Here is a 23,285-nt window from a genome sequence, read left to right on the forward strand (position 1 = left end):
CCGGCGCGCGGCGCTCAGCCCGGCTTGCCGTCGAGCCTCGGCGGCCGCAGGCTGGCCAGCAGCGTCTCGGCGTCGCGGGCGGCCCGCTGTTCGAGCGCGGCGCCGTAGCCGCGCACGAAACCGAGCTGATACGGCGGCGCGGCCAGTTGCTCGAGATGATGCAGCGCGACCATCGCGTCGTTCGCTTCGCCGAGCACGCTCTGCACGCGCGCCAGCGTCTTGACCGTCTCGGTGCGCGTGCGGCGCGACGCCAGCGACGCGAAGAATTCCAGTGCGTAGCGCAGCCGCTTCGCATCGATCCGCACCTGATGGCGCGCGGCCGTGTCGAGCGACGTGAGCGACGGCGATCCGTAGAGATGACCGAACAGCCGCCGCACGCGCTTGGTCGCGTGACGCCGCAGCGGCGGCGCGTCGTCGCCGTCGGCCGCGGGCAGCGCGAGCGCGCTCAGCCATTCGAGCCAGCCGAGCGTCAGCCGCGCATAGCGCGCCGAATGCAGCGCCTGCCGCAGCTCGACGCGCGCGGCCATCGACTGCGCGCGGGCCGCGCCGAGCGTGCCGTCCCACTCGCTGCCGCCGCCGTCGGCCGCGATCAGTGCGGGCAAGCTCTCGGTCGCGAACACGTCCCAGTCGCGCACGGTGCCGAGCAACGCGGCGAGCCAGCGCAGGTCGACGCCGAGCGTGTCCTTCCATTGACGGTCGGTGAAGCGCGGGAAGAAGCGCATCAGCGTGCGCAGGCGGCGCAGTGCGACGCGCATCTGGTGCACGAATTCGGGATCGTCGCGATCGAGCACGCCGCACTCGTTGCCGAGCCATTGCGCGGTGATGTCGCCGGACAGCGCGAACAGCGCGGCGCGCTGCGTGCGGATGCCGGTCAGGTCGACGGGCTGCGCCTTGACCAGCGCGGCGGCCACCGGCCCGCCCGCACAGGCGCGGTCGATCACGCTCGTCAGCTGCACGAAGGCGGGCCACGCGCCGGTCAGTTCGCGCGCCGCGGCAAACAGCGCGTGCAGCGCGGCCGTGCGCGCGGCAACGGTTTCCCAGTCGGGCGCGGCCAGACGCAACTCGACGTAGCGGCGCGGCGGCTCGCCGCCGCCGTGCAGCGTGATGTCGTCGAGCGTCATCTCGACCACGACGCCGCTGTCGTCGGCCCAGCGCCCACGCCGCCGTTCGCTGACGATGCGCAGCGCCGACGCCTGGGACCGCGCTTCGTCGGTGTCCGAGGGAACGCCGTCGATTTCGGCGGGAGGCGCGTCGGCATCGGCCGCGGCACCTGTCGCGGGTATCGGAAGCGGCGTCGCGACGACGACGCCCGCGTGCTCCGCGTCGAACAGTTCACGCTGCGTGACGCCGGGGGCGAAGGTCTCGGTGCGCGACGCGACGACCCGCGTGCCATGCGCGTTCGATTCGACCCAGGTCCACCAGCTCGCGCCCGGGCTCCGCTCGGCCTCCTCGATCTGGCACGGCTCGATCGTCACGCGCTCGTGGCCGCGGCGCATCCGGACCTGCGGGCAAATGCGCCACGCGCGCACGAGTTCGGCGCCGAAGTCGGGCTGCGCGCCACGGGCGCGGCTTGCGCCCTTTCCCGGCCACCCTTCCAGCGACAACGACAACACGATTTCCAGCACACGCGACATGGAGGCTCCTGCACAAGAAGAATCGCCGGCGCATCGACCGCGCCGGCGTCGCTCGTGAAGCAACTTCCATAGTACACGCCCCAAAAGGGCGCAGGCGACGATCCGGCCCTGTCTCCCTGTGTCAGGTCAAGCCGGCACGTCAGACCGCGTATTGCGCGATGCCGTTGCCGAACGACCAGTTCTCCTTCAGCACCTCGACAAGATTGATGAAGACGTCTTCCTGCCGCACGCCGGGCTGCTGCGAGAGGTTGTCGGCGATCGTCCGGTACAGCAAGCGCTTTTGCTCGAGCGTGCGCGTGTTGTTCGCGGTGATCTGGATGATCACGAGATCGTCGCTGCGTTCGATATCGAGGTAATGGCGGCCGAACACGAAATTCTCGGCCGCATGCTCGGTCACGACCATGAAGATGTCGTCCTCGGGGACGTTGAACGCCTGTATCAGCGCGCGCTGCACGCCGTCGACGAGGGCCTTGCGATAGGCGGCCGGTTTGCCTTCGCGTACGGCGATACGGGTGAATGGCATGGTGCTGCTCCTGTCGGTAAGTGACGTTGAGGATCGAAAACACAGCGTCAGGTTAGGCGCGGCAATCTATAATGAACAGTCATTGTCGAATATTTCATCAATTTTCATTTGAAATGAAAGTACTCGATCTCGATGCGGTTCGCGCGTTCGTGCTGGTTGCCGACCTCGCCAGTTTCACGCGCGCCGCCGATGCGCTCGGCACCACGCAATCGGCCGTCAGCCTGAAGCTGAAGCGGCTGGAAGCCCATCTCGGCAAGCCGCTGCTCGCGCGCACGCCGCGCGTCGTCAAGCTGGCCGCCGACGGCGAGAACTTCCTGCCGGCCGCCCGCGCGCTGCTCGACGCGCACGAGCGTGCGCTCGGCGCGATCTCGACCGGCACGGCGCGCCTGTCGCTCGGCGTCAGCGAGCACGTCGCGGTGCCCGACCTGCCGGCCGTGCTGACGAGCCTGCACCGGCAAGATCCGGGGCTGTCGCTGGAAATGCATCTCGGGGCGTCGACGAGCCTGCTGCCGCAATACGACGAACGGCGGTTCGACGCGGTGATCGCGCGGCACGAGCCCGGCGAGGATCCGCCGCGCGACGACGCCACGCCACTGTTCACCGAGCCGCTGGCGTGGCTCGCCGCGCCCGACTGGGCGCCGCGCGCTGGCGAGCCGCTGCCGCTCGCCGTGCTGGCCGGCCCCTGCGGCGTGCGCGCCGCCGCGCTGCGCGCGCTCGACCGCGCGGGGCTGCCGTGGCGCGAGCGCTTCACGGGCGGCGGGGTCGCGGCGGTCGCGGCCGCCGCCGCGGCGGGGCTGGCCGTCTGCCCGCTCGCGCGGCGCGTCGCCCCGCGCACGCTGGTCGACGTCGGCGCGAAATTCGGGCTGCCGGCGCTGCCGCAGTCGCAGGTCGTGCTGTATTCGCGCGTCCGCGACGCCCGGGCCGCCGCCGCGCTGCGCAGGTTCGCCGACAGTCTTGCAATCTCGGCGTAAACTAGCGGGCCCGCCGCCCGTAATCTCCAGACGAATTCCGATGAAGCTTGACGCCCGCAAGCACCTCCGCGCCAACCTGCTGATGCTCGGCGCCGCCGCGATCTGGGGCTCCGCTTTCGTCGCGCAACGCCTGAGTCTCGACGTGATCGGCCCGTTCCTGTTCACCGGGCTGCGCTTCCTGCTCGGCGCGCTCGTGCTGGTGCCGCTGCTGATCCTGAATCCCGCGTCGCGCGCGCAGCTCGCGGCGATCCGGCGCGAACCGGCGCTGCTGCTGCCGGGTCTGGCGCTCGGCGGGCTGCTCGCCGTGTCGATCTCGCTGCAGCAGGTCGGCCTGCAATACACGCGGATCGCGAACGCCGGCTTCATCAGCTCGCTGTACGTCGTGATCGTGCCGCTGATGGGCGTGTTCGCGCGCCACCGGATCGGCGCGGGCACGTGGTTCGGCGCGTTGCTGGCCGCGATCGGCCTGTATTTCCTCAGCATCGACGAGCACTTCTCGGTGCTCTACGGCGACTGGTTCCAGCTCGCGGGCGCCGTCATCATCGCCGCGCACGTGATGGCGGTCGGCCATCTCGCGAAACGCCACGATCCGCTCGTGCTCGCGTTCCTGCAGTTCGCCGTATGCGGCGTCGCGTGTCTCGCGATGGGCCTGGCCGTGGAACCGGTCAGCATCGCGATGCTGCGCGGCGCGCTGCCGACGCTGCTGTACGGCGGGCTGCTGTCGGTCGGGGTCGGCTATACGCTGCAGGTCGTCGCGCAACGCGACGCGGCGCCCGCGCACGCGGCGGTGATCTTCAGCATGGAAGGCGTGTTCGCGGCGATCGCCGGCTGGGCCGCGCTCGGCGAAACGCTGACGCTGCGCGCGCTCGTCGGCTGCGCACTGATGCTGGCCGGCCTGCTCGCGTGCCAGTTGCTGCCGAACGGCGACGCGCGGAAAAAGGACGAGGACGCGCTGCCGGCGTGACGCCCACCGTCCCTATAATGGCGATTCGCGTGACTTCCACGCCAACCGCTTCCGACAGGCCAGCTCCGTGACGTCCACTTCCGTCGATCCCGCCGCCGACCTGCTGCGCGAACGCGCAGCGCACTACGCCGCCCAGGCGGCGCTGTTCCTGCGCGACCAGGCGCTCTCCACCGCGTCGCACGACCTGCGCAGCCCGCTGAATGCGATGCACAGCTGGGCCTACGTGCTCGAACGCCAGCTTGCCAATGCCGATCCGAACCTGCAGCGCGCGCTCGCGGGCATCCGCACGGGCATCGACCAGCAGGTCGCGCTGATCGACGGCGTGCTCGACGCGCCGCGCGCGGAAACCCGCACGCTCGCGCTCGCGCCACAGCCGTTCGCGCTGCGCGCGCTGCTCGACGAAACGATCGCGCTCGTGCGTTTCGCGCTCGCGGACGCTCGCCAGGTCGCGCTCGACACGACGCTGCCGGACGGCGAGCCGTCGCTCACCGCCGATCGCGAGCGCGTCGCGCAGGCGCTCTGGACCCTGCTGACGACGGCCGTGGAGGCCAGCGCTGCGGGCAGCCGCGTCGCGTTCGCCTGCACGCGCGACGGCGCGCAGTTCACCGCGCGCGCCACCTGCACCGTGAACGCCGACGTGCTCGTCGATCCCGCCCAGCCGCACGCGTTCGAATCGTTCGCACGGCGCGAGATGCTGCGCGAGCGCGACACGAAACGCAGCGCGTGGACACTCGCGCTGTGCCAGCGCGTCGCCCTCGCGCACGGCGGGACGTTCACACACGACCTGTTCGCCGACGGCGCGCCCGCCACCCTCACGTTCTCGATTCCGTGCGAGGCGCCGGTGTAAGCAAGCGGTCGCCCGACGCATTACAAATTCCTTTCTGGCTCTATACTGACGGGCCTGTCATAACCGGAGCGATTCTTTGTTACAGATCTTCGCGCTCATCGGCGCGTTGTTCCTGGTGGCCCTGAACGGGTTCTTCGTTGCGGCCGAATTCGGCCTCGTCAAACTCCGCGCGACGCGCGTCAAGACCCTCGCCCGCAAGCACGGCCTGCGCGGGCGCATCCTCGGCATCGTGCACGGCCGGCTCGATGCGTATCTTTCCGCGTGCCAGCTCGGCATCACGCTCGCGTCGCTCGGCCTCGGCTGGGTCGGCGAACCCGCGTTCGCGCAACTGCTCGGCCCGCTGCTCGACCTGATCGGCGTCGAGTCCGAACGCGTCGTGCACCTGATCTCGCTCGTGTTCGCGTTCTCGCTGATCTCGTTCCTGCACATCGTCGTCGGCGAACTGGCGCCGAAATCGATGGCGATCCGCCAGCCGGAGAAAGTCGGCCTGTGGGTCGCGCTGCCGCTCTACGCGTTCTACTGGGCGATGTATCCGGCGATCTGGGTGCTCAACACCAGCGCGAACGCGGTGCTGCGGCTCGCGGGGCTGTCGGCCGACCACGGCGGCGATGCGCACTATTCGACCGACGAGCTGAAGCTGATCCTGCGCAGCCGCCGCAGCGCGGCCGGCAATGCGGCGCAGCCGGCGCGCGGCACGTACAGCAACGACGAATGGAACACGCTCGCGCATTCGCTCGATTTTTCGTCGATGACCGTGTCGGACCTGATGCGGCCGGCCCATGAAATGATCGGCCTGCGGCGCGACCTGCCGCTGCCCGACAACATGGAGATCGTCGCGCGGCACCGCTTCAGCCGCTATCCGCTGTTCGAGGATGCGTCGCGCGAACAGGTGAGCGGGCTGATCCACCTGAAGGACCTGCTGCTCGCGCGTCACGCGGGCGCCGCGCTCGAGGATCTCTCCGACTACGTGCGCCCGGTCCAGTACGTGAAACCCGACACGCCGGCGCTGGAGCTGTTCCGCCGCTTCCGCAAGGGCGCGCCGCACTTCGCGCTGGTCGGCAACAAGGGCGAGAAACCGATCGGCTTCCTGACGCTCGACAACCTGCTCGGCGCGCTGGTCGGCCAGATCCACGACGAGTTCCGCCAGGGCGATGCGGACTGGAGCCGCCTCGACGACGGCACGCTGATGGGCAAGGGCAGCCTGCCCGTCGTGTCGCTCGAGCAGGCGCTCGGCATCGACATCGACGAAGGCCGCGCGGAATCGGTCGGCGGCCTCGTGATCCAGGCGTTGAGCGACCTGCCGACCGAAGGGCAGCGCGTGGCGTTCGACCGCTTCGACGTCGTCGTGAAGAAGATGAACGGGCCGCGCATCGTGCTCGTGCGCGTCTATCCGAAGATCGCGAAAGAGGCCGACGAATGACGGCCGCGCGTCGCATCGCGCGATGAACGCGCCGCTGCCGCGCTGCTGCGTGATCACGCCGGAGCCGGCGTCCGCGTCGGCGGCCGATCGGGCCGCGTTCCTCGACCGGCTGTCGGCCGTGCTCGCACGCGGCGAAACGCTCGTGCAACTGCGCGTGAAATCGTTCGACGCGGCGGCATTCGCGTCGCTGGCCGCCGCGGCGCTCGCGCGCTGCCACGCAGCCGGCGCGCACCTGATGCTGAACGGCCCGATCGACGCGGCCGGCGTGATGCGGCTCGACGACGCCGGCTGGCATCTCGACGGCCCCGCGTTGCGCGCCGCCGCGCAGCGGCCGCTGCCGGCCGGGCGATGGGTGTCCGCCGCATGCCACGCGCAGGACGACCTGCTGCTGGCCGCGCGTGCCGGCGCGGATTTCGTCACGCTGTCGCCGGTGCTGCCGACGCTCAGCCACCCCGGTGCGCCGACGCTCGGCTGGGCGCGATTCGACGCGCTGGCCGCACAGGCCGCGATGCCCGTGTTCGCGCTCGGCGGCATGACGCGCGCACACCTCGACGACGCGCGCCGTCACGGCGCGTACGGCATCGCAGGCATTCGCGGGTTCTGGTGATTCGGTGCTTTCCGGCAGGCGGCCGGCAGCCCCCCTTCACGCGTTCGTCGGCTCATGCATTCAGGCTCGGACGCATTCCGCGCCACGAACCGTCGTCCATGCGGCGCACGTCGTGCGTCAGCGCGTAGCGATTGACGTCGCCCGTCAGCCACGCGACGAGCGAATACGGCGGCAACTCCCCTTCATCGACCCGGTCGCGCGCGCGCGCCGGCGTCTCGAACACCACCCGCCCGACCGGGGCGTCGAACGGCACCGCATCGGGCGACAGGTTCAACGCGATCGTCAACGTCTCGTCGTCGGCGAGCCGCCATGATGCGCACAGCGCGTCGGCATCGCCGTCGCCGTCCGCCTTCAGCGCATGGGCTTCCTGCGGCCGGCAATCGGACAGCCGCGGCGCGATCAGCTTCGCGCGCACCGCGAGCGCCGACTGCACGAAATGCGCACGGTCGAGGTCGCGCGCGGTTTCGTCGAAGATCAGCGGGATCTGCGGCGTGAGCAGCGACAGCGCGAGCGCGGCCAGACCGGCCGCCTGCCCGCGATCGCCCGGGCCGCCGTCGCGCCACGCGCCGTCGGACAGCACGAGCGACGTCAGCGACAGTCCGCTGTCGGCGGTCATCCCGTCCGCCGACGCGGCCGGCCGGTATGCCGCGCCGGCCGCGGTCAGCGCGCGGGCGAGCGTGTGAATCGACTGGTGCGTGGAAATGCCTTCATGCGCCGACGTGTCGCGCCCGGTGAGCCGGTGCAGCGCGCGTTCGCCGCAGCCGTTCCACTGCGCGTCGAAATGGGTATCGGCGAGATGCGCCGGATGCCGCTCGCTGCCGAGCACGAGGTGGATCAGCCGGTCGGCCGGCACGGCGGCGCGCACGCGATCCGCGATCTCGCGCAGCCACGACACGCCGATCCGGTCGGCTTCACGCAGGCGCAGCCCGTCGCAGCGGTATTCGTCGATCCAGTACAGCGCGTTGTCGCAGAAGAAATCGCAGACTTCCGGATGATCGAGCGCGAGCGGGGCAGCCTGCAGCGGATCGTCGCGCGTATGGAAGAACGGCCCCGCGTAGTGGCGCAGCGCATCGGTGCCGCTGCCGAAGCGCGCGTAGTCGAGCTCCAGCAGCACCGCGAGACCGTAGCCGTGCGCATCGTCGATCAGCGCCTTCAGCGCGTCGGGGCCGCCTTCGGCCGCGAGCGGCGCGAACGGCAGGCTGTCGTGCGGCGACGCGAGCAACTCCAGCGCGGTCACGCCGAGACGCGCGAGCCGAGGCAGGCGGCGGCGCACGGCGTCGAAGCCGCCCACCGCGTGCGGGCGGATCGCGTAGAGCGCGATGTCTTCCCACGCGCGCCCGTGCCAGAACGTATTGCGCCACGTGAACGCGCGCGGATCGACGACCTCGCTCGGGCCGTCGAGCCCGTCGGGCTGCGAGCGCGATGCGGGATCGGGAATCGACACGGTATCGTCGAGACGATAGCGGTAGCGTGCGCCCGCGCCGCAGTCGACGAAGACCTCGAACCAGTTCGGGCCGGCGCTCGTCATCGGGACGAGCATCGGGCCGTAGCCGGTATCGAGTTCGAGCTGGACGTGGGTGCTGCCGGGCGCCCACACGCGAAAATGCGTGCGCGGCGTCGTGCTGAGCGCGCCGCAGGGCTGCGCGCCAAACGGCAAACAATGGATGTAGTGCTGCGCGTACGGATCGTGCGGACAATCGGACATCATGCGCTCCTCGTGCGTACCGAGCGGCATGGCCGCGCCGATGGCGCAGCGCATCGGAGCCCGGCATGCGACGGCCAGGCGGGGGAGAGCACCGAGTATGCGCCGGATTCGCCCCGTCGATGCACCGTAGTCAGACATTTTTAAATACGAATCGACCCTTGGAACATCGCCGCTGGAAACGGGCCGGCATGCGCCGCTGAGTCGGGTAGTCGGCATACCGGAATGATGGGTCGTCTTGTTGCGCGGGCCGCGCGCACATACGCTCTGCGCCATGTTCGCGGACATGTCGTCCGCCCCTACCCGAGGACCCGCCATGTCGCTCCCCGCCAGCGCCGCGAAATTCGATCCGTCGCGTGCCCACGAATACGCCGAGCAATCGCGCATCGCGCTCGCCGGCTACGATGCGTGCCACGAACTCACCACCTGCATGCTCGCGTCGGCGATCGGTGCGACTGATGCGCGGATCCTCGTTGCCGGCGCGGGCGGCACGGGACAGGAAATCTGCGTCGCGGCCGCGCTCGAACCGGGCTGGCAATTCACGGCCGTCGACCCGTCCGCGCCGATGCTCGCGCTCGCGCGTGCGAACGTCGAAGCCGCGGGTTTCGGCGCGCGCACGACGTTCGTCGAGGACGGCGTCGACGCGTTGCCCGACGTGCCCGCGTTCGACGGCGCGACGCTGATCGGCGTGCTGCACCACGTGCCGGGCGACGACGCGAAAGCCGCGCTGCTGCACGCGATCGCGCGACGCCTGAAGCCCGGCGCGCCGCTCGTGCTCGCCGGCAACCATCGCCGCTACGCGGACCATCCGCGCCTGCTCGACGCGTGGCAGCAACGCTGGCGCATGAAGGGCGCCACGCCCGACGCCGTGCGCGCGCAACTCGCGAAGATCCTGCAGGGCGCCGATCCGCCCGCGTCCGAGGAAGCCGTGTTCGCGCTGCTGCGCGACGCGGGCTTCGACGCGCCGCTGCGTTTTTTCGCGAGCCTGTTCTGGGGGGCGTGGGTCGCGGTGCGGCGCGCATGACGGTTCGACGCGCCCGCGACGGCGCGCACGACGCGATTCTCGTACGCGGCGCATGGGCTCGGTATGATGACGTTCCCGCCCCCTTCCGACCTCGACATGCTGACCGTCCACCACCTGAACAACTCGCGTTCGCAGCGCGTGCTCTGGCTGCTCGAAGAACTGGAGGTGCCGTACGAGATCGTGCGCTACGAGCGCGATCCGAAGACGATGCTCGCGCCGGCCGAATTGCGCGCGATCCATCCGCTCGGCAAGTCGCCCGTCGTGACCGACGACGGCCGCACCTTCGCCGAATCGGGTGCGATCATCGAATACCTGGTCGAACGCTACGGCGACAGGCGCCTCGCGCCGCCGCCCGGCTCGCCCGAGCGGCACGACTACACGTACTGGCTTCACTACGCGGAAGGATCGGCGATGCCGCCGCTGCTGCTCAAGCTCGTCGCGCTGCGAATCGCGCATGCGCCGATGCCGTTCTTCGCGCGGCCGATCGCACGCAAGATCGCCGCGACGCTGCAGTCGGGCTTCGTCGATCCGCAGATCGACCTGCATCTCGGCCATGTCGACGGCGCGCTGGCGCGCAGCGGCTGGTTCGTCGGCGACGGCTTCAGCGCGGCCGACATCCAGATGAGCTTTCCGCTCGAAGCCGCGACCGCGCGCGGCGGCGGCGGCCGGTATCCGGCGATCGCGCGCTTTCTCGACACGGTCCATGCGCGGCCGGCCTACCGGCGGGCGCTGGAACGCGGCGGCCGGTACGACCTGCTCAAGTGATCGGCGTCAACTCAGCAACCCCGCCGCGACGTTGATCGACAAGCCGAGCACGGCCATGTTGAAGTAGAACGACAGGATCGACTGCGCGAGCACCGAGCGCCGCGCGGCGCGATTCGCGAGCGACACGTCGGCCGTCTGCGACGCGACCGCGATCGTGAAGGCGAAATACAGGAAATCCCAGTAGTCGGGCTCCGGGTGCTGATCCGGGAAACGCAGCGCGCGGTCGCTGCACGGCGAGCCGTAATAGAGCCGCGCGTAGTGCAGCGTGAAGATCGTCGGGATCAGGAACCACGCGCCGAACAGCGTCGCGCCCGTGATCGCGTAGTGGCTGAGCCCCGCGCGAAAGCCCACGCTCTTGGCGGTCGCGAGTTCGATCGCGATCGCGGCCACGCTCGCGACGGTCGCGAGGCACACGACGGTCAGCACGGTCGTCGCATTTTCGTCCTCGCGGATCGCGACTTCGCGTACCTTGTGATGATGCGCGGTGACCATGCGCCCCCACATCAACGCCAGATACAACCAGACCGCGCAATCCCACCCGATCAGCGCCCGCGCGGTGGCTCGCAGCGGAAACGGCAGCAGCACCGCGCACAGCACGCCGGCGACGAATGCCGAGACCATGCGCGGCCGGTTGCGTAATACCTGCGGATAAAGCGTCATCGTGTGATTCCGAAAGCAGATGGAAAGGGTTCGGCCGCGTGCGCGGCTGCGCCACGGCGCCGGCGCGAAACGCGCCCCGATTATCCTCATTCCGGCGTGACATGGCGATGGGCGCGAGCGCCTGAGGAGCGCCTAAGATAAGGGGATGACCGCCCCCGCCCTGCTCTGCCGCCATCCCGCGAACACGGCCGGCCGCGACTTCGTCGTCGGCGACCTGCACGGCTGCGTCGACGTACTGCGTGCGCTGCTGCACGACGTCCGCTTCGATCCGGCCCGCGACCGGCTGTTCTCGGTCGGCGATCTCGTCGACCGCGGCCCGGCCTCCGACACCGCGCTCGACCTGCTCGACCGGCCGTGGTGCCACGTCGTGCGCGGCAATCACGAGGAAGTGCTGAGCCTCGTCGCGCGCGGCAAGCTGCCGCCCGACGCGTGGCGCGGAATCGGCGGCGACTGGGGCGCCGACCTGCCGCCGGAACGGCTGCGCGCGCATGCGGCGCGCGTCGACGCACTGCCGCTCGTGCGCGTGATCGGCGACGGCCCGGCGCGCTTCAACGTGCTGCATGCGGAATTCTTCGGCTCGGACGCGGATCTCGATACCGGCAGCTATCCGCACGACGTGCGCGAGCGCCTGATCTGGGGCCGCGATCTCGTTCAGGGGCTCGCCGATCCGGCGGTGCAGGCCGGGCTGTCGCTGACCTGCACCGGACACACGCCGGTGCGCGAGCCGCAGCGGATCGGCGCGCAATGGTTCATCGACACGGGTGCGTTCGCGCCGGCCGGGCGGCTCACGCTCGCCGAGCCGCGCACCGGCCGCATCTGGTCGATGACGCAAGCCGAAGCGCGCGAGCGCCACGCGGAAGACTGGCCGCTGCCCTGACGCGCCAGCCGGCGCTTCGTCCCGCACGCGAACGCTAGCCGACCTGATTCAGTTCGAACACCGCATCGACGGCCGAGCCGTTCCAGTTGTATTCGAGATAGGCCGCATGCTGGCAGTCGCGCAGCAGCGTCGTGCGGAACGCGGCGAGACACTCGCCGCGCGGATCGCGCACCGACGGATAGACGATCCCCGCGCCGCCGGCATCGCGCACCGCGCGGCCGAACGCCTGCCCCGCGCTGTAGTCGACCGGATCCAGCAACGCGGGGGCGCGCTGCGGCCACGTGCGCACGTCGGCGACGTCGCCGTGCGCGAACACGGTATAGAGCCGCATCTGCTGGCGCATCGGCGGCTCCTTCGTCGCGGCGAGAAACAACCCGCTGTGATAACGCGTTTCGGCGATCGCCGTGTCGCGCGAGCGCGTGCAGTAGAACACGCCGTAACTGCCGTCCGAGAAGCGGCTGCCCAACGGATTCAGGTGCGTGAACGCGGCCATGATCGGCCCCCAGCCCTGCCCGTAGCGGCGCTCGGCGGGCGGCACGAGGTCGAGCGTGCCGACTTCGTTGCGGATGCGGTCGTTGGTCAGCGATTCGAGCGCGTAGAGCGCGTCGAAATCGTCCGCCGACGCGACGCGGTCGAACAGGTTGATGGCTGGAAAACGGGTGGGAATCACGCGATAGGCGGGCGCCCAGTCGACGGTGGTCATGGGCCACCGGGTGACGTCGATCGGTGTCGTCACGCCCAGCCACCCCGCATCGCGTCGAGATACTGCCGGACGGCCACCAGATCGCCGACGTTGCCGGCCAGCATCCGGTCGAGCGCGCGCTTGCCGCCGAACGGCGCGGCATCGTTGGGCCGCTTGACCCACGCATCGGCCGCGGCCGGCTGCGGCAGCAGGATCTGCAACGCCTTGTAGATGCCGAGTAGCAGCGACAGGCGCTCGAGCGTATCGCGCGGCAGACGTGCCGATTCCGGCGCGGCCTTCCACTTGAAGAACGTCGAGCGGCCGGGCGACCCGAGCAGCACGATCTGCTCGTCGATCGTCAGTTCCCAGTCGCGCGCGATGTTGAAAAACGCACGCAGACCGGCGGCCGACATCTGCGCGACCGAAGCGTGCGGCACGGCGGAATGCGACTCGTAAGCAGGCTGTGACATGACGGTTAGTCTCGAAACGAATTTACTAACAAGATTAGTCCATTCTCGTATTTTTGCAAGGGTCGCACCCATCGCTCGTCACGCCGATCCGGCAAATCGATATTTTTTGTCCATTCTGGACTCTTATTTTATTTTCTGCGTTAATGGCCGGGCGGACACCGCGTCACGGCGCGAGTCGTGTCCGTGGAAACCGTGTCGCCCGGAACCCGGATGCACCCTGCCCAAGGAACGCACCATGAAGAGACTGATTGCCGCTGTTTCGATCGCCGTGCTCGCGGTATCCGCAGGCCCCGCCGTCGCGAAGGACTGGACCACGATCCGCTTCGGCACCGACGCGAGCTACGCGCCGTTCGAATCGAAGGCGCCGGACGGCAAGCTCGTGGGCTTCGACATCGACCTCGGCAACGAGATCTGCGCGCGCCTGAAGGCGAAATGCGTGTGGCTCGAGAACGATTTCGACGGGATGATTCCGGCGCTGAAGGCGAAGAAGTTCGACGCGGTGCTGTCGTCGATGTCGATCACGCCGCAGCGCGCGCAGCAGATCGGCTTCACGACGAAGATCTACAACCAGCCGACGCGGCTCGTCGTGAAGAAGGGCTCGTCGCTGCTGCCGACCGCCGAATCGCTGAAGGGCAAATCGATCGGCGTCGAGCAGGGCACGACGCAGGAGACGTATGCGAAGGCGTACTGGGGCAAGCAAGGCGCGAACGTCGTGTCGTACCAGAACCAGGACGGCGTGTATGCCGACCTGCTCGCCGGCCGCCTCGACGCGGCGCTCCAGGACGAAGTGCAGGCCGCGATCGGGTTCCTGAAATCGCCGCGCGGCGCGAACTACACGTTCGTCGGGCCCGAGCTCGTCGACGAAAAGCTGCTCGGCGTCGGCGCCGGCATCGGCCTGCGTCAGGAGGACACCGACCTGAAGGCGAAGATCGATCGCGCGATCGCCGACATGGTCAAGGACGGCACCTACAAGCGACTCGCGTCGAAGTACTTCGACTTCGACATCTACGGCGGCTGAAAAACGGCGTCGCGCGCGTACGGATACCGCTTCCGTCGCGCGCGTCCGACCGCCCCTCCCCTTCAACCGGATGGCAACGGCGGCGCGTGGTTCGCCATTGCATCGAATGCCTGTCTTCCTGCATCGCGCGCGGCACGATGTGTCGATCATCGTTCGGATAACGGATCAATCGTTCGCGGCAAAGAGGGGCATGCGAACGGATCTCGTGCCGCTCGCGTCAATAGGCGAAGATCGGGCGTCGCGGTATCGGCGCCCGCGCGCACATGCCCATGCGGATCGGATTCGCGTGCAGGAAAGTGCCGACCCGGCGCGGATGACCGGCAACCAGCCGGATCCGCCTCGCACCGGGCGCGGAGAGATGGCCTGTCGAGGCACGCCTGTCGGCCGCCAGCGCGACGTTCGAGCGGCGATGTCCCGAATCACGGCGATCGCGGCCTGCGGACCGCGGCGTGTGACGATCGATCATTTTTCTACCCCGTTTGCTGTCTGATGTTTTTTCCGGCAACCGGACGATGCCGATGCCCCGGCGATCGGGCGACGACGTGCCGTGCTCGCCGTGACGCGGCCCGCCGCACCGCGCCCGGCCGCCGCATCCCCGCGGACCGCATCCTGGCCGGTACGGGCGGCTTTCGCTGCCTGACCGGACGGATCTCGCGTCGTCGACTCTCGCACGACCTTCTTCGCAAGGACCGGGCCAGCGCCGCGCGAGCCCGGCCGGACAAGGCGGTGACCGGGCCGGCTGGCGGCCGGAACGGCCGTGGAATGCCGGAAGTTACGGAACTGAAACGTGGGCGCCGCGGCGCGTGCCGGCCTTGCAACGACGGGGGCCTTGCGGGATAAGGCTGAACAATGGAGCGCGGAATTTTTACCGGCGGCGGGCTGGCCGATCGGCCCGCTTCGCCGCGGAAATTCGCCCGGCGGCCGATGCGAAATGTTTCATGCGCTTTACATGCCGGCGGCAAGCCGCACCGTGGGTCGCTGCCGAACGCTGGACGCGGCGGCCGATCGCATGGCTATACTGCGACACCGCTTCACGCGACCTCACGCGACTTCACGCAAACGCCCCGCCCACGATGATCCGCACCTTCCATGCCGCCGAGCGCGCGAGACTGATCCGCTTCGGTGTGTCGGGCCTGGGCTCGACCGCGCTGCATGCGCTGATCGCCGCCGCGATGTTCGCGTCGTTCGACGCGACGCCCGTCATCGCGAACGCGACCGCGTTCGTCTGTTCGACCGCGTTCTCGTATCTCGCCAACACGCTGTGGAGTTTTTCGTCGCCGGTGACGTGGGGCAACTTCGTGCGCTTTCTCGCGGTCGCGACGGCCGGCCTCGCCGCGACGATGCTGCTGGCGCGCGGCACCGACGCGCTCGGGCTCGCCCGGGCATGGAGCATCGTCGCGGTCGTGCTGTGCGTGCCGCCCGTCACGTTCGTGCTGCACCGGCTGTGGACCTATCGGTGAGCCGCACCGCGCGCAGCGCGCGAAGCCGCTCATCCGACCCGCTGATGCTCCGCGTCGCCCGACGGCGCGCCATCGTGCCCGCCGCTGTCGCCATTCCCGCCGTTGCCGGCGGTGTTGTCGTGATCGTTCAGCCCGTGCTCGATCATCATCCGGTAGAGCGTCACGCGTGAAATGCCAAGTTCGGCGGCGGCCTTGTTGATCCGGTGGTCGTTGCGCAGCAGCGCGTTCTCGATCGCGGTGCGCTCGGCCAGCGAGCGCGCCTGTTCGAGCGTCACCGGTTCGGTTTCCCCGGGCGTATCGAGCCCGAGATCGTGCGGCGTCAGCAGCCGGCTCTCGGCCATCACGATCGCGCGCCGCACGCGGTTGATCAGCTCCCGCACGTTGCCGGGCCATTCGTAGCGCCGCATCGCGTCGAGCGCGGCCGACGTGAAGCCGCTGATCTTGCGGCCGCTGTCGGACTTGAATTTCTGCAGCACGTAGTGCGCGAGGATGTCGATGTCCTTGCCGCGCGCGCGCAGCGGCGGCTCGTGGATGCGCAGCACGCACAGCCGGTGATAGAGATCCGCGCGGAAGCGTCCGGCCTCGACCGCGCCGTCGAGGTCGACGTGCGTGGCCGAGATGATCCGCACGTCGACCGCGATCGATTCCTGCCCGCCGAGCCGCTCGATCTTGCCTTCCTGCAGGAAGCGCAGCAGGCTCGCCTGGCTTTCCACCGGCATGTCGCCGATCTCGTCGAGAAACAGCGTGCCGCCGTTCGCCGATTCGATCCGGCCCGCGCGCCGCTGGTTCGCGCCGGTGAACGCGCCGCGTTCATAGCCGAACAGCTCCGACTGCAGCAGGTGATGCGGAATCGCGCCGCAATTGATCGCGACGAACGGCCCCTTGCCGCGGCCGGAGCGTTCGTGAATCGCGAGCGCCGTCAGTTCCTTGCCGGTGCCCGACTCGCCCGAAATGAACACGCTCGCGTCGGTCTTCGCGACCTTGCGGATCGTGCTGAACAACTGCTGCATCGCCTCGCAGTTGCCGATCATCCCGTGTTCGCCGATCGACGCCGCATAGGCGGCGCCGTCGACGCGATCGAGCGCGGCCATCCCGCGCGCATGGCCGAGCACGTGCGAAATCCATTCGTACGGCAGCGGCAGCGTCACGTAATCGAAACAATAGCTGCGGATCAGTTCGCGCACGGCGGGGCCGATCGTGATGCCGGCCTGCGCGATGGAAATCCAGCCGATCGCCGGCTGGCTCAGGCACATCTTCAGCGCGGGATAGTCGCGCGACGTGAACCCGGTGAAATCGACCAGCCCCGCGGCCACGCTCACGCCGGAGGTCATGTTCTGCGCGGCGCCGGCCGTCTTCGCGACCGCGATCTCCCAGCCAAGGCCGCGCAGTTGTGCGAGCAACGGCTCGTCGGGCGTGCGCATGATCACGAACAGCTTGCGTCCGGCCTCGGGAGCGGTGACGGATACGTCCGTCATCTCGGGCGCCGCCTGCCCGTTTGCGTCGGGTGACCTAGCAACCATCGTTGTTCCCCGCTTGGCGTTGGTATCGCGCGCCGGCTCACCGCCGCGTACGACGGACACGATCGAACTGACATATTGGCCGTATTTCCGTCCGAATAAAATCCCCCCGCGCATGAATCGCGCCGGAGGTCGACGTTGCCATGAACGGTATATCGATGCGGCCGGCCTGCGGCTAGAGGGGTGTTATCCCGGAGGCGGGCACGGCGCGCGACCGGAAGCGACCGGCGCCGCTCGCGCGAAGCCGCGCCGGTGCTGGCGCGCGGCGATTACCTGCGACGACGCGGCGCATGCACGCTCGGCGCGCCGGCGCATGCGCGCGCAACCGGCCGGCCGGGCAGGCGGGCGCCCGCGCAACCGGTTCCGGTTGATTTGCGTCAATCGTGGGAAGCAACCAGATGATGCACGCACGCAACATGCGCGGCGCCCCGCCGGGCGGCGGGCGGCCGGGTTAGCGGCCCGACGCGAGCGGTGCCGGCGCGTTCACGCGGCCGCGGCCGGCCGGCGTGCCGCCGGGCTGGCCGTAGCGGGCGGTCAGCGCGTCGACCCGCGCGAGATGGTGGCGATTGTCGTGATCCCACGGGTGGAAGCCCGGCCGGAAAAAGCTCAGCCATTCGCCGACGATGCGCGGGAACAGCCCGCGGCGCGGCCCGTACAGGAACGCGATCACCCGCAGCAGGCCGCGCACGTGATGGCCGGCGCCGCGATCGCGCCGCAGCAGCGTCACATGGAGCAGGAACACGGTCGGCCAGAACGTCAGCGTCGTCAGCAGATACACGCCGATGCGGATCAGGTAACGGCGCAGCCCCGGCTTCATCGCGGCATTCCACACGTCGAACGACACGGCCTTGTGCTCGGTTTCCTCCAGCGCGTGCCACAACCACATCTGCCGGTAGCCTTCGACCGAACCGTCGAGGCGCGTCGGGTCGCTCAGCAGCCAGTCGGCGAGCATCGCCGTGTAGTGCTCGGCCGCCACCGTCTGCGCGAGCTGCACCGAATGCGGCAGCTTGCGCTTCATGTAGCCGAGCACCGTCCACACGCGCTTGTCCAGCTTGCGCGCGGGCAGCCGGTTCGCCTGCATCAGCTCGTTGTATTCGACGTGCTCGCGCGTGTGCATCGCTTCCTGGCCAATGAAGCCTAGCACCTGCTGCTTCAGCACGGGATCGTCGATCCGGTCGCGGTAGTTGCGCACCGAATCCATGAAGAAGCGCTCGCCGGCCGGAAACAGCAGCGACAGCGCGTTGAAGAAATGGGTCACGTGCGACCCGAGGCCATGCCAGTCCTTCGCGCGTTCGACCGGCAGGTCGAAGCGCAGATCGCGACGCACCGGCATGATCCCGGCCGCGGTGGCGGAAGCGGCTGACTTCATGTTCATCGTTCTCCTGTTGCCGAGCGGCGCGGCGCATCGTCCGACGCGGCCGGCGCAAGCCCGGGCGGCACATCGCGCGCCGCCAAATTCTGACATCCACAAATGTAAAGATAGGCCGCGCGCGCCGGCGCACGCAAGCCGCGCGGTAGATGCGCGATTCCAAACGGGGCACGGTCGGAAAGATGGAAAAAACGGCGCTCGAACGGCGCCCGGACCCGGCGCGATTCGAACGCGCGGACTCGCGTACGGGCGAGCTGCCAGGCCCGATGCAGCGCGCCGCCATCAGGCCGCAAGCCCCATGTGGCGGGCCTTTCGCCGCTCCGGCGCCGGTCGTGCAGCCTGCGGCAACGCGTGCCGGTCGCATCGATTCATACGCGCGGCGCACTGCCGCGGCGCAACCTCGGCCCCGCGACACGCGAAAAATTCAAACGCGCGTTCCAATCGCATTTCGGGCGATCCCGCGCGCGACGCTCCGCCCCGCTTGCCGACACGCGTACGGCGGCACGAAATCCGCACGCGCCGGCCTGCGGCGCGCTCGCCTACAATAGCGGTTTTACGTCACGCTCTTTCAGGAGAAATCATGTCCGTCATCACGACCGAATCGGGCCTCAAGTACGAAGACCTGACCGAAGGGACCGGCGCGGAAGCGCAAGCCGGCAAGACCGTCAGCGTCCACTACACGGGCTGGCTGACCGACGGTCAGAAATTCGATTCGAGCAAGGATCGTAACGACCCGTTCGCGTTCGTGCTGGGCGGCGGCATGGTCATCAAGGGCTGGGACGAAGGCGTGCAAGGCATGAAGGTCGGCGGCGTGCGTCGCCTGACGATCCCGCCGCAACTCGGCTACGGCCCGCGCGGCGCAGGCGGCGTGATTCCGCCGAATGCGACGCTCGTGTTCGAAGTCGAACTGCTCGACGTCTGACCCCGCATCCCGCCGTTTCCCTCCCGATGGAACGCCTCGCCTCCCCGGCCATCGCGCTGCGCCGCTACGCCACGTGCGAAGCGTCGGACGTGCACGACTTCCACCAGGTCGTGCTCGGCGTCGATGGCGCGATGGTGATGGCGGTGGACGGCATCGGCCGGCGCATCGACCGGCACGCGGCCTGGCTGATTCCGGCCGGCGCGCGCCACGACTACGCGGGCCTCGGCGACAATCGCCAGCTCGTGATCGACCTGCCCGCGGCATCGCTCGCGGTACCGCGGCGGCTGTTCGACCATGCGCGCGCCGTGTCGATCGACCCGGCGCTCACGTCCCTCGTCGCGCAGGTCGCGGCGGCGGCCGCGCAGCACGATGCGCCGGCCGGCGACGCACGGCAGGCCGCCGCGCACCGTTTCCACTGGCAGGCCGCCGCGCGCCTGTGCGACGCGCTGCTCGACGATGCGGGCATCGCCGCGCCCGCGTCGGGCCTCGATTTCGCGCGCATCGACCGCTGGCTGCGCGCGCGGCTCGCCGATCCGCTGCGCATCGCCGATCTCGCCGCGCACTGCGGCTACGGGATGCGCCGGTTTCATCAACTGTTCGTCGACGCATTCGGCGAAACACCACATCGCTACCTGCAGCGGCTGCGGCTCGACGCCGCGATCGTGCTGCTCGCCGACGGCCGGCATTCGCTCGTCGACATCGCGGTCAGCGTCGGCTTCGCCGATCAAAGCACGTTCACGCATGCGTTCACGAAGCGCTTCGGCATGGCGCCGGGACGCTGGCGCGGCGAACGGCACTGAACGCATCGGCCTCGCCGAATACGCAGCGACGCACGTAGCAGGCAGCACGCGTCGGCGCGCGTATCGACGCTTCACGTCCCGCTGAAACATCGCCTGTCCGTCGCCGCCTACGATGGACGCATGGATACGACCACACCGTCCCCTGCTTTCCCGCCGCCGCTCGCGCGCGTCGTCGCCACCGTCAGCATCGGTTTCGTCGTCACGCAGCTCGACGTGACGATCGTCAATATCGCGCTCGCGCATCTCGCCGTCGATCTGCACCTGCCGGTCGCCGGCCTGCAATGGGTCGTCGATGCGTACACGCTCGCGTTCGCGGTGCTGATGCTGTCGGGCGGCGCGCTCGGCGACCGTTTCGGCGCACGCCGCCTGTACATCGCCGGGCTGCTGCTGTTCGCGCTTGCGTCGCTCGCGTGCGGCGCCGCCGTCGCGCCCGCGATGCTGATCGCGGCCCGCGCGCTGCAAGGCGTCGGCGCCGCGGCCATGCTGCCGAATTCGCTCGCGCTGCTCAACGACGCGTGCCGGCACGACCCGCGCCTGCGCGCCCGCGCGGTCGGCGGGTGGACGGCGGCCGGGTCGATCGCGATCGCGGCCGGCCCGGTCGTCGGCGGCCTGTTGATCGCCGCGTGGGGCTGGCGCGGCATCTTCCTCGTGAACCTGCCGCTGTGTGCGGCAGGACTCGCGGCCACGTTCGCATGGGTGCCCGCGCGCCGCGAACAGGCTGCGCCGGGCCGCTCGCTCGACCTGCGCGGCCAGTTCGTCGCGATCGCGATGCTGACCGCGCTGACCGGCGCCGTGATCGAATGGCGGCCGCTCGGCTTCGCGCATCCGGTCGTGGCAGGCAGCTTCGCGCTGGCGGCGCTGGCCGCGCTCGCGTTCATCGCGGTCGAATCGCGCACGGCTGCGCCGATGCTGCCGCTGTCGTTGTTCCGCCGTCCCGCGTTCAGCGCGGCCGTACTGTTCGGGATCTGCGTGAACCTCACGTACTACGGCACCGTGTTCGTGCTCACGCTCTATCTGCAACGCGCGCGCGGCGAATCGGCGTTGCAGGCCGGGCTCGCATTCCTGCCGCTCACGGGCGGCTTCCTGCTGTCGAATCTCGCGAGCGGACGCGCCGTCGCCCGATACGGCCCGCGCGTGCCGATGCTGGCCGGCGCGCTGGTCGCCGCGCTCGGCTACGGGTCGCTGCATTTCGTCGACGCGGCGACGCCGCTCGGCGTGCTGCTCGTGCCGTTCCTGCTGATTCCGTCGGGCATGGGGTTCGCGGTGCCCGCGATGACGACGGCCGTGCTCGCATCGGTCGCGCCCGAACGGGCAGGCATCGCGTCGGCGGTGCTGAATACCGCGCGGCAGGCCGGCGGTGCGATCGGTGTCGCGGCGTTCGGCGCGCTCGCCGGCGGCGGCGGTGGATCGCAGGTCGTCAGCGGGTTGCGGATCGAAACCGTCGTGTCGGTCGCGCTGCTGCTCGCGGCCGCACTGCTCGCGACCCGCGTGCGGACCGATGCGCACCGCGGCGCACCGGGTGCGCGCCAGGCAGCGTCGGCGCACGATTGAGGGCGTGCGATCACGCGTCGCCGGGGTCGGGCTGGATCAGGTGACGCCACGGAAAAACGTTGTGCCGGAAGTGGCTCACGTACCCACCGCTGCCGGCCTGAATCACCATGAACTGCAACCGCGGATGCAGCGCCTGCAGCGTTTCGAGCGCATCGAGATCGAGACAGGTATTTCTCAGATACAACGCGCGGAGCCGCTGGCCGGCCGGACTCTTCAGCAGACGCTCGTATGCGTCGAACGACGTCACGCTGCCGGCGCCGCGCTCGTGCTTCCACGCCAGATGCAATTCCGTCGATTCGGAGAAGTCGAGGCAGCCGAGCGACGGCAGGTTGTCGCTGCCGGCAAGACGATCGATGAACTGCTGCGTGTCGCTACCGCCACCGATGCGCAACCGGTTCAGGTGCGGCAACGGCACGTCGAAGAAGCGCACATCGGGCGCGTTCGGCACCGTCAGCTCGGTGAGACACGGCGCCTTCACGACGAACCGGGCAATCTCGCCGCCCTCCCGCATGATCAGATCCCGGCGCACGATCATCGACATGTTGTGATCGGCCGGCTCGGTCGGCCGCACATACAGCGACCGCAGCATCGGAAAGCGCGCATCCGAATCGAGCAGCGGACCGAAATCCCATTCGCGCGTGCCGTTCGCACCTTCGTCCGGGCCGCTGAATGCCAGATCGGTCACCAGGCTCGCCACGTCCGGTTCCGCCAGACATTCCAGCGTCCAGTCGAGCGGTTCGCCCCAAGCCTCGCCGAAATACCGGACATGCAGCCCGCCCAGTAGCGGCGCGACGTCGAGATGATTGAAATCGGTCAGCCACAGCGGCTGCGCCGGATCCGCATGGTCGCGCCCGTCCTCGACGCCCTCGCGCACGCCATGGTCGTAGATGCGGTGCTGCAGGTCGAGCAAGCGCCGATAACCGGCGGAATCCAGCGGATGCGTCATGGCGATGCGGTTCCGGACGACGAAGATCGCGACAGTCTATCCGACGGTGCAACCGTCGCAGATGACGCTCACCGCCGTGCCGCGCCGGCCTCGTCGTCGAGTTTCCTGACGACCGTATCGGCCGCCTTCAAAGGCCGGCCGTCGTCGTGCCGCAGCGCGAGCTTGCGGATCGCGCGCCCCGTGCCGCGGTCGACCAGCACCGAATGCGGCTCGCCGCGCGCGAACAGGTTGGCCTCGCCCCATTGCCGCAACATCACGATGACAGGAAACAGCCCCTCGCCCTTCTTGGTCAGCACGTACTCCTGATACGCGGTGCCGTCGGAGGCCGGCACGACGTCGAACACGCCGGCGTCCACCAGCCTCTTCAGCCGGTCGGACAGGATGTTGGTCGCGACGCCGAGGCTCACGCGGAAATCGCCGAAGCGGCGCACGCCGTCGAACGCATCGCGCACGATCAGCAACGCCCAGCGATCGCCGACGATATCGGTCGCGCGCGCCACCGGGCACGGCGATTCCGCAAGACTTTTCTGCCTGGCCATCTTCCTCTCCGCAATCG

General features: G+C 69.5%; 24 protein-coding genes. 13 read left to right on the forward strand and 11 right to left on the reverse strand.

Annotated features, from left to right (window positions below):
• Window positions 1-14 precede the first annotated feature (14 nt).
• Together AC3IFE_RS03170 and AC3IFE_RS03175 are read right to left on the reverse strand one after the other, a co-directional pair.
• A complete protein-coding gene (locus tag AC3IFE_RS03170) occupies window positions 15-1,634 on the reverse strand; it encodes a CHAD domain-containing protein (protein ID WP_489189578.1) in 1,620 nt (539 codons plus the stop codon).
• A 139-nt stretch (window positions 1,635-1,773) separates the two neighbouring features.
• Window positions 1,774-2,157, reverse strand: a complete 384-nt coding sequence (locus AC3IFE_RS03175) for a tautomerase family protein (RefSeq protein WP_489189579.1) — start codon at window positions 2,155-2,157, stop codon at window positions 1,774-1,776.
• Between the two features lie 113 nt (window positions 2,158-2,270).
• Between AC3IFE_RS03175 and AC3IFE_RS03180 the strand changes: the two genes are divergently transcribed.
• The 5 genes from AC3IFE_RS03180 (at window position 2,271) to AC3IFE_RS03200 (ending at window position 6,966) form a co-directional block, all read left to right on the forward strand.
• On the forward strand, window positions 2,271-3,128 hold the full coding sequence (locus AC3IFE_RS03180) for a LysR family transcriptional regulator (protein ID WP_089469302.1): 858 nt from the start codon (window positions 2,271-2,273) through the stop codon (window positions 3,126-3,128).
• Window positions 3,129-3,168: 40 nt separating this feature from the next.
• Entirely contained in the window at window positions 3,169-4,092 is a 924-nt protein-coding gene (locus tag AC3IFE_RS03185; protein WP_489189580.1) for a DMT family transporter, read from the forward strand.
• Between the two features lie 67 nt (window positions 4,093-4,159).
• A complete protein-coding gene (locus AC3IFE_RS03190) occupies window positions 4,160-4,939 on the forward strand; it encodes a sensor histidine kinase (protein WP_489189581.1) in 780 nt (259 codons plus the stop codon).
• A 76-nt stretch (window positions 4,940-5,015) separates the two neighbouring features.
• Window positions 5,016-6,359 carry a hemolysin family protein gene (locus tag AC3IFE_RS03195; protein ID WP_089469299.1) on the forward strand — a complete coding sequence of 448 codons (1,344 nt, stop codon included), beginning with the start codon at window positions 5,016-5,018 and terminating at the stop codon, window positions 6,357-6,359.
• Window positions 6,360-6,381: 22 nt separating this feature from the next.
• On the forward strand, window positions 6,382-6,966 hold the full coding sequence (locus AC3IFE_RS03200; RefSeq protein WP_301738560.1) for a thiamine phosphate synthase: 585 nt from the start codon (window positions 6,382-6,384) through the stop codon (window positions 6,964-6,966).
• A 52-nt stretch (window positions 6,967-7,018) separates the two neighbouring features.
• Here the strand turns inward: AC3IFE_RS03200 and AC3IFE_RS03205 are convergent, their stop codons facing one another.
• Window positions 7,019-8,671: a DUF3459 domain-containing protein gene (locus tag AC3IFE_RS03205; RefSeq protein ID WP_489189605.1), complete on the reverse strand. Its 1,653-nt coding sequence runs from the start codon at window positions 8,669-8,671 to the stop codon at window positions 7,019-7,021.
• A 313-nt stretch (window positions 8,672-8,984) separates the two neighbouring features.
• On the opposite strand from AC3IFE_RS03205, the gene AC3IFE_RS03210 reads away from it, so the two are divergent.
• On the forward strand, window positions 8,985-9,692 hold the full coding sequence (locus AC3IFE_RS03210; RefSeq protein WP_089469297.1) for a class I SAM-dependent methyltransferase: 708 nt from the start codon (window positions 8,985-8,987) through the stop codon (window positions 9,690-9,692).
• Window positions 9,693-9,788: 96 nt separating this feature from the next.
• Window positions 9,789-10,457: a glutathione S-transferase gene (locus AC3IFE_RS03215; RefSeq protein ID WP_489189606.1), complete on the forward strand. Its 669-nt coding sequence runs from the start codon at window positions 9,789-9,791 to the stop codon at window positions 10,455-10,457.
• A 6-nt stretch (window positions 10,458-10,463) separates the two neighbouring features.
• On the opposite strand, the gene AC3IFE_RS03220 is transcribed toward AC3IFE_RS03215, so the two are convergent.
• Entirely contained in the window at window positions 10,464-11,117 is a 654-nt protein-coding gene (locus tag AC3IFE_RS03220; RefSeq protein ID WP_489189582.1) for a DUF1345 domain-containing protein, read from the reverse strand.
• 145 nt (window positions 11,118-11,262) lie between these two features.
• On the opposite strand from AC3IFE_RS03220, the gene AC3IFE_RS03225 reads away from it, so the two are divergent.
• Complete coding sequence (locus AC3IFE_RS03225) at window positions 11,263-11,994, forward strand: metallophosphoesterase (protein WP_489189583.1); 732 nt, start codon at window positions 11,263-11,265, stop codon at window positions 11,992-11,994.
• 34 nt (window positions 11,995-12,028) lie between these two features.
• On the opposite strand, the gene AC3IFE_RS03230 is transcribed toward AC3IFE_RS03225, so the two are convergent.
• Together AC3IFE_RS03230 and AC3IFE_RS03235 are read right to left on the reverse strand one after the other, a co-directional pair.
• The gene (locus AC3IFE_RS03230; protein WP_301738557.1) at window positions 12,029-12,697 is read right to left on the reverse strand and encodes an RES family NAD+ phosphorylase; all 669 of its coding nucleotides are present in this window, start codon (window positions 12,695-12,697) and stop codon (window positions 12,029-12,031) included.
• 29 nt (window positions 12,698-12,726) lie between these two features.
• A complete protein-coding gene (locus AC3IFE_RS03235; protein WP_050017968.1) occupies window positions 12,727-13,146 on the reverse strand; it encodes an MbcA/ParS/Xre antitoxin family protein in 420 nt (139 codons plus the stop codon).
• Window positions 13,147-13,381: 235 nt separating this feature from the next.
• Between AC3IFE_RS03235 and AC3IFE_RS03240 the strand changes: the two genes are divergently transcribed.
• Window positions 13,382-14,164: an ABC transporter substrate-binding protein gene (locus AC3IFE_RS03240; RefSeq protein WP_489189584.1), complete on the forward strand. Its 783-nt coding sequence runs from the start codon at window positions 13,382-13,384 to the stop codon at window positions 14,162-14,164.
• A gap of 217 nt (window positions 14,165-14,381) precedes the next feature.
• On the opposite strand, the gene AC3IFE_RS03245 is transcribed toward AC3IFE_RS03240, so the two are convergent.
• Complete coding sequence (locus tag AC3IFE_RS03245) at window positions 14,382-14,630, reverse strand: hypothetical protein (protein WP_089469450.1); 249 nt, start codon at window positions 14,628-14,630, stop codon at window positions 14,382-14,384.
• Between the two features lie 607 nt (window positions 14,631-15,237).
• Here AC3IFE_RS03245 and AC3IFE_RS03250 point away from each other — a divergent pair.
• A complete protein-coding gene (locus AC3IFE_RS03250) occupies window positions 15,238-15,624 on the forward strand; it encodes a GtrA family protein (protein ID WP_489189585.1) in 387 nt (128 codons plus the stop codon).
• A 29-nt stretch (window positions 15,625-15,653) separates the two neighbouring features.
• On the opposite strand, the gene AC3IFE_RS03255 is transcribed toward AC3IFE_RS03250, so the two are convergent.
• Together AC3IFE_RS03255 and AC3IFE_RS03260 are read right to left on the reverse strand one after the other, a co-directional pair.
• Window positions 15,654-17,144, reverse strand: a complete 1,491-nt coding sequence (locus AC3IFE_RS03255; RefSeq protein ID WP_089469291.1) for a sigma-54 dependent transcriptional regulator — start codon at window positions 17,142-17,144, stop codon at window positions 15,654-15,656.
• Between the two features lie 448 nt (window positions 17,145-17,592).
• Complete coding sequence (locus tag AC3IFE_RS03260) at window positions 17,593-18,510, reverse strand: metal-dependent hydrolase (protein WP_489189586.1); 918 nt, start codon at window positions 18,508-18,510, stop codon at window positions 17,593-17,595.
• 580 nt (window positions 18,511-19,090) lie between these two features.
• Here AC3IFE_RS03260 and AC3IFE_RS03265 point away from each other — a divergent pair.
• The 3 genes from AC3IFE_RS03265 to AC3IFE_RS03275 all read left to right on the forward strand — a co-directional run bounded on the left by AC3IFE_RS03265 (window position 19,091) and on the right by AC3IFE_RS03275 (window position 21,783).
• On the forward strand, window positions 19,091-19,432 hold the full coding sequence (locus tag AC3IFE_RS03265; protein WP_006479474.1) for an FKBP-type peptidyl-prolyl cis-trans isomerase: 342 nt from the start codon (window positions 19,091-19,093) through the stop codon (window positions 19,430-19,432).
• 26 nt (window positions 19,433-19,458) lie between these two features.
• On the forward strand, window positions 19,459-20,232 hold the full coding sequence (locus tag AC3IFE_RS03270; protein ID WP_489189587.1) for a helix-turn-helix transcriptional regulator: 774 nt from the start codon (window positions 19,459-19,461) through the stop codon (window positions 20,230-20,232).
• Window positions 20,233-20,352: 120 nt separating this feature from the next.
• Window positions 20,353-21,783 (forward strand): MFS transporter, encoded by a 1,431-nt coding sequence (locus AC3IFE_RS03275; protein WP_489189588.1) that lies wholly within the window; start codon window positions 20,353-20,355, stop codon window positions 21,781-21,783.
• Between the two features lie 10 nt (window positions 21,784-21,793).
• Here the strand turns inward: AC3IFE_RS03275 and AC3IFE_RS03280 are convergent, their stop codons facing one another.
• Both AC3IFE_RS03280 and AC3IFE_RS03285 read right to left on the reverse strand, forming a co-directional pair.
• Complete coding sequence (locus AC3IFE_RS03280; protein ID WP_489189589.1) at window positions 21,794-22,729, reverse strand: hypothetical protein; 936 nt, start codon at window positions 22,727-22,729, stop codon at window positions 21,794-21,796.
• 68 nt (window positions 22,730-22,797) lie between these two features.
• A complete protein-coding gene (locus tag AC3IFE_RS03285) occupies window positions 22,798-23,268 on the reverse strand; it encodes a winged helix-turn-helix transcriptional regulator (protein WP_489189590.1) in 471 nt (156 codons plus the stop codon).
• Window positions 23,269-23,285: the final 17 nt, after the last annotated feature.

Source organism: Burkholderia sp. APQ4-4ca (assembly GCF_057837105.1).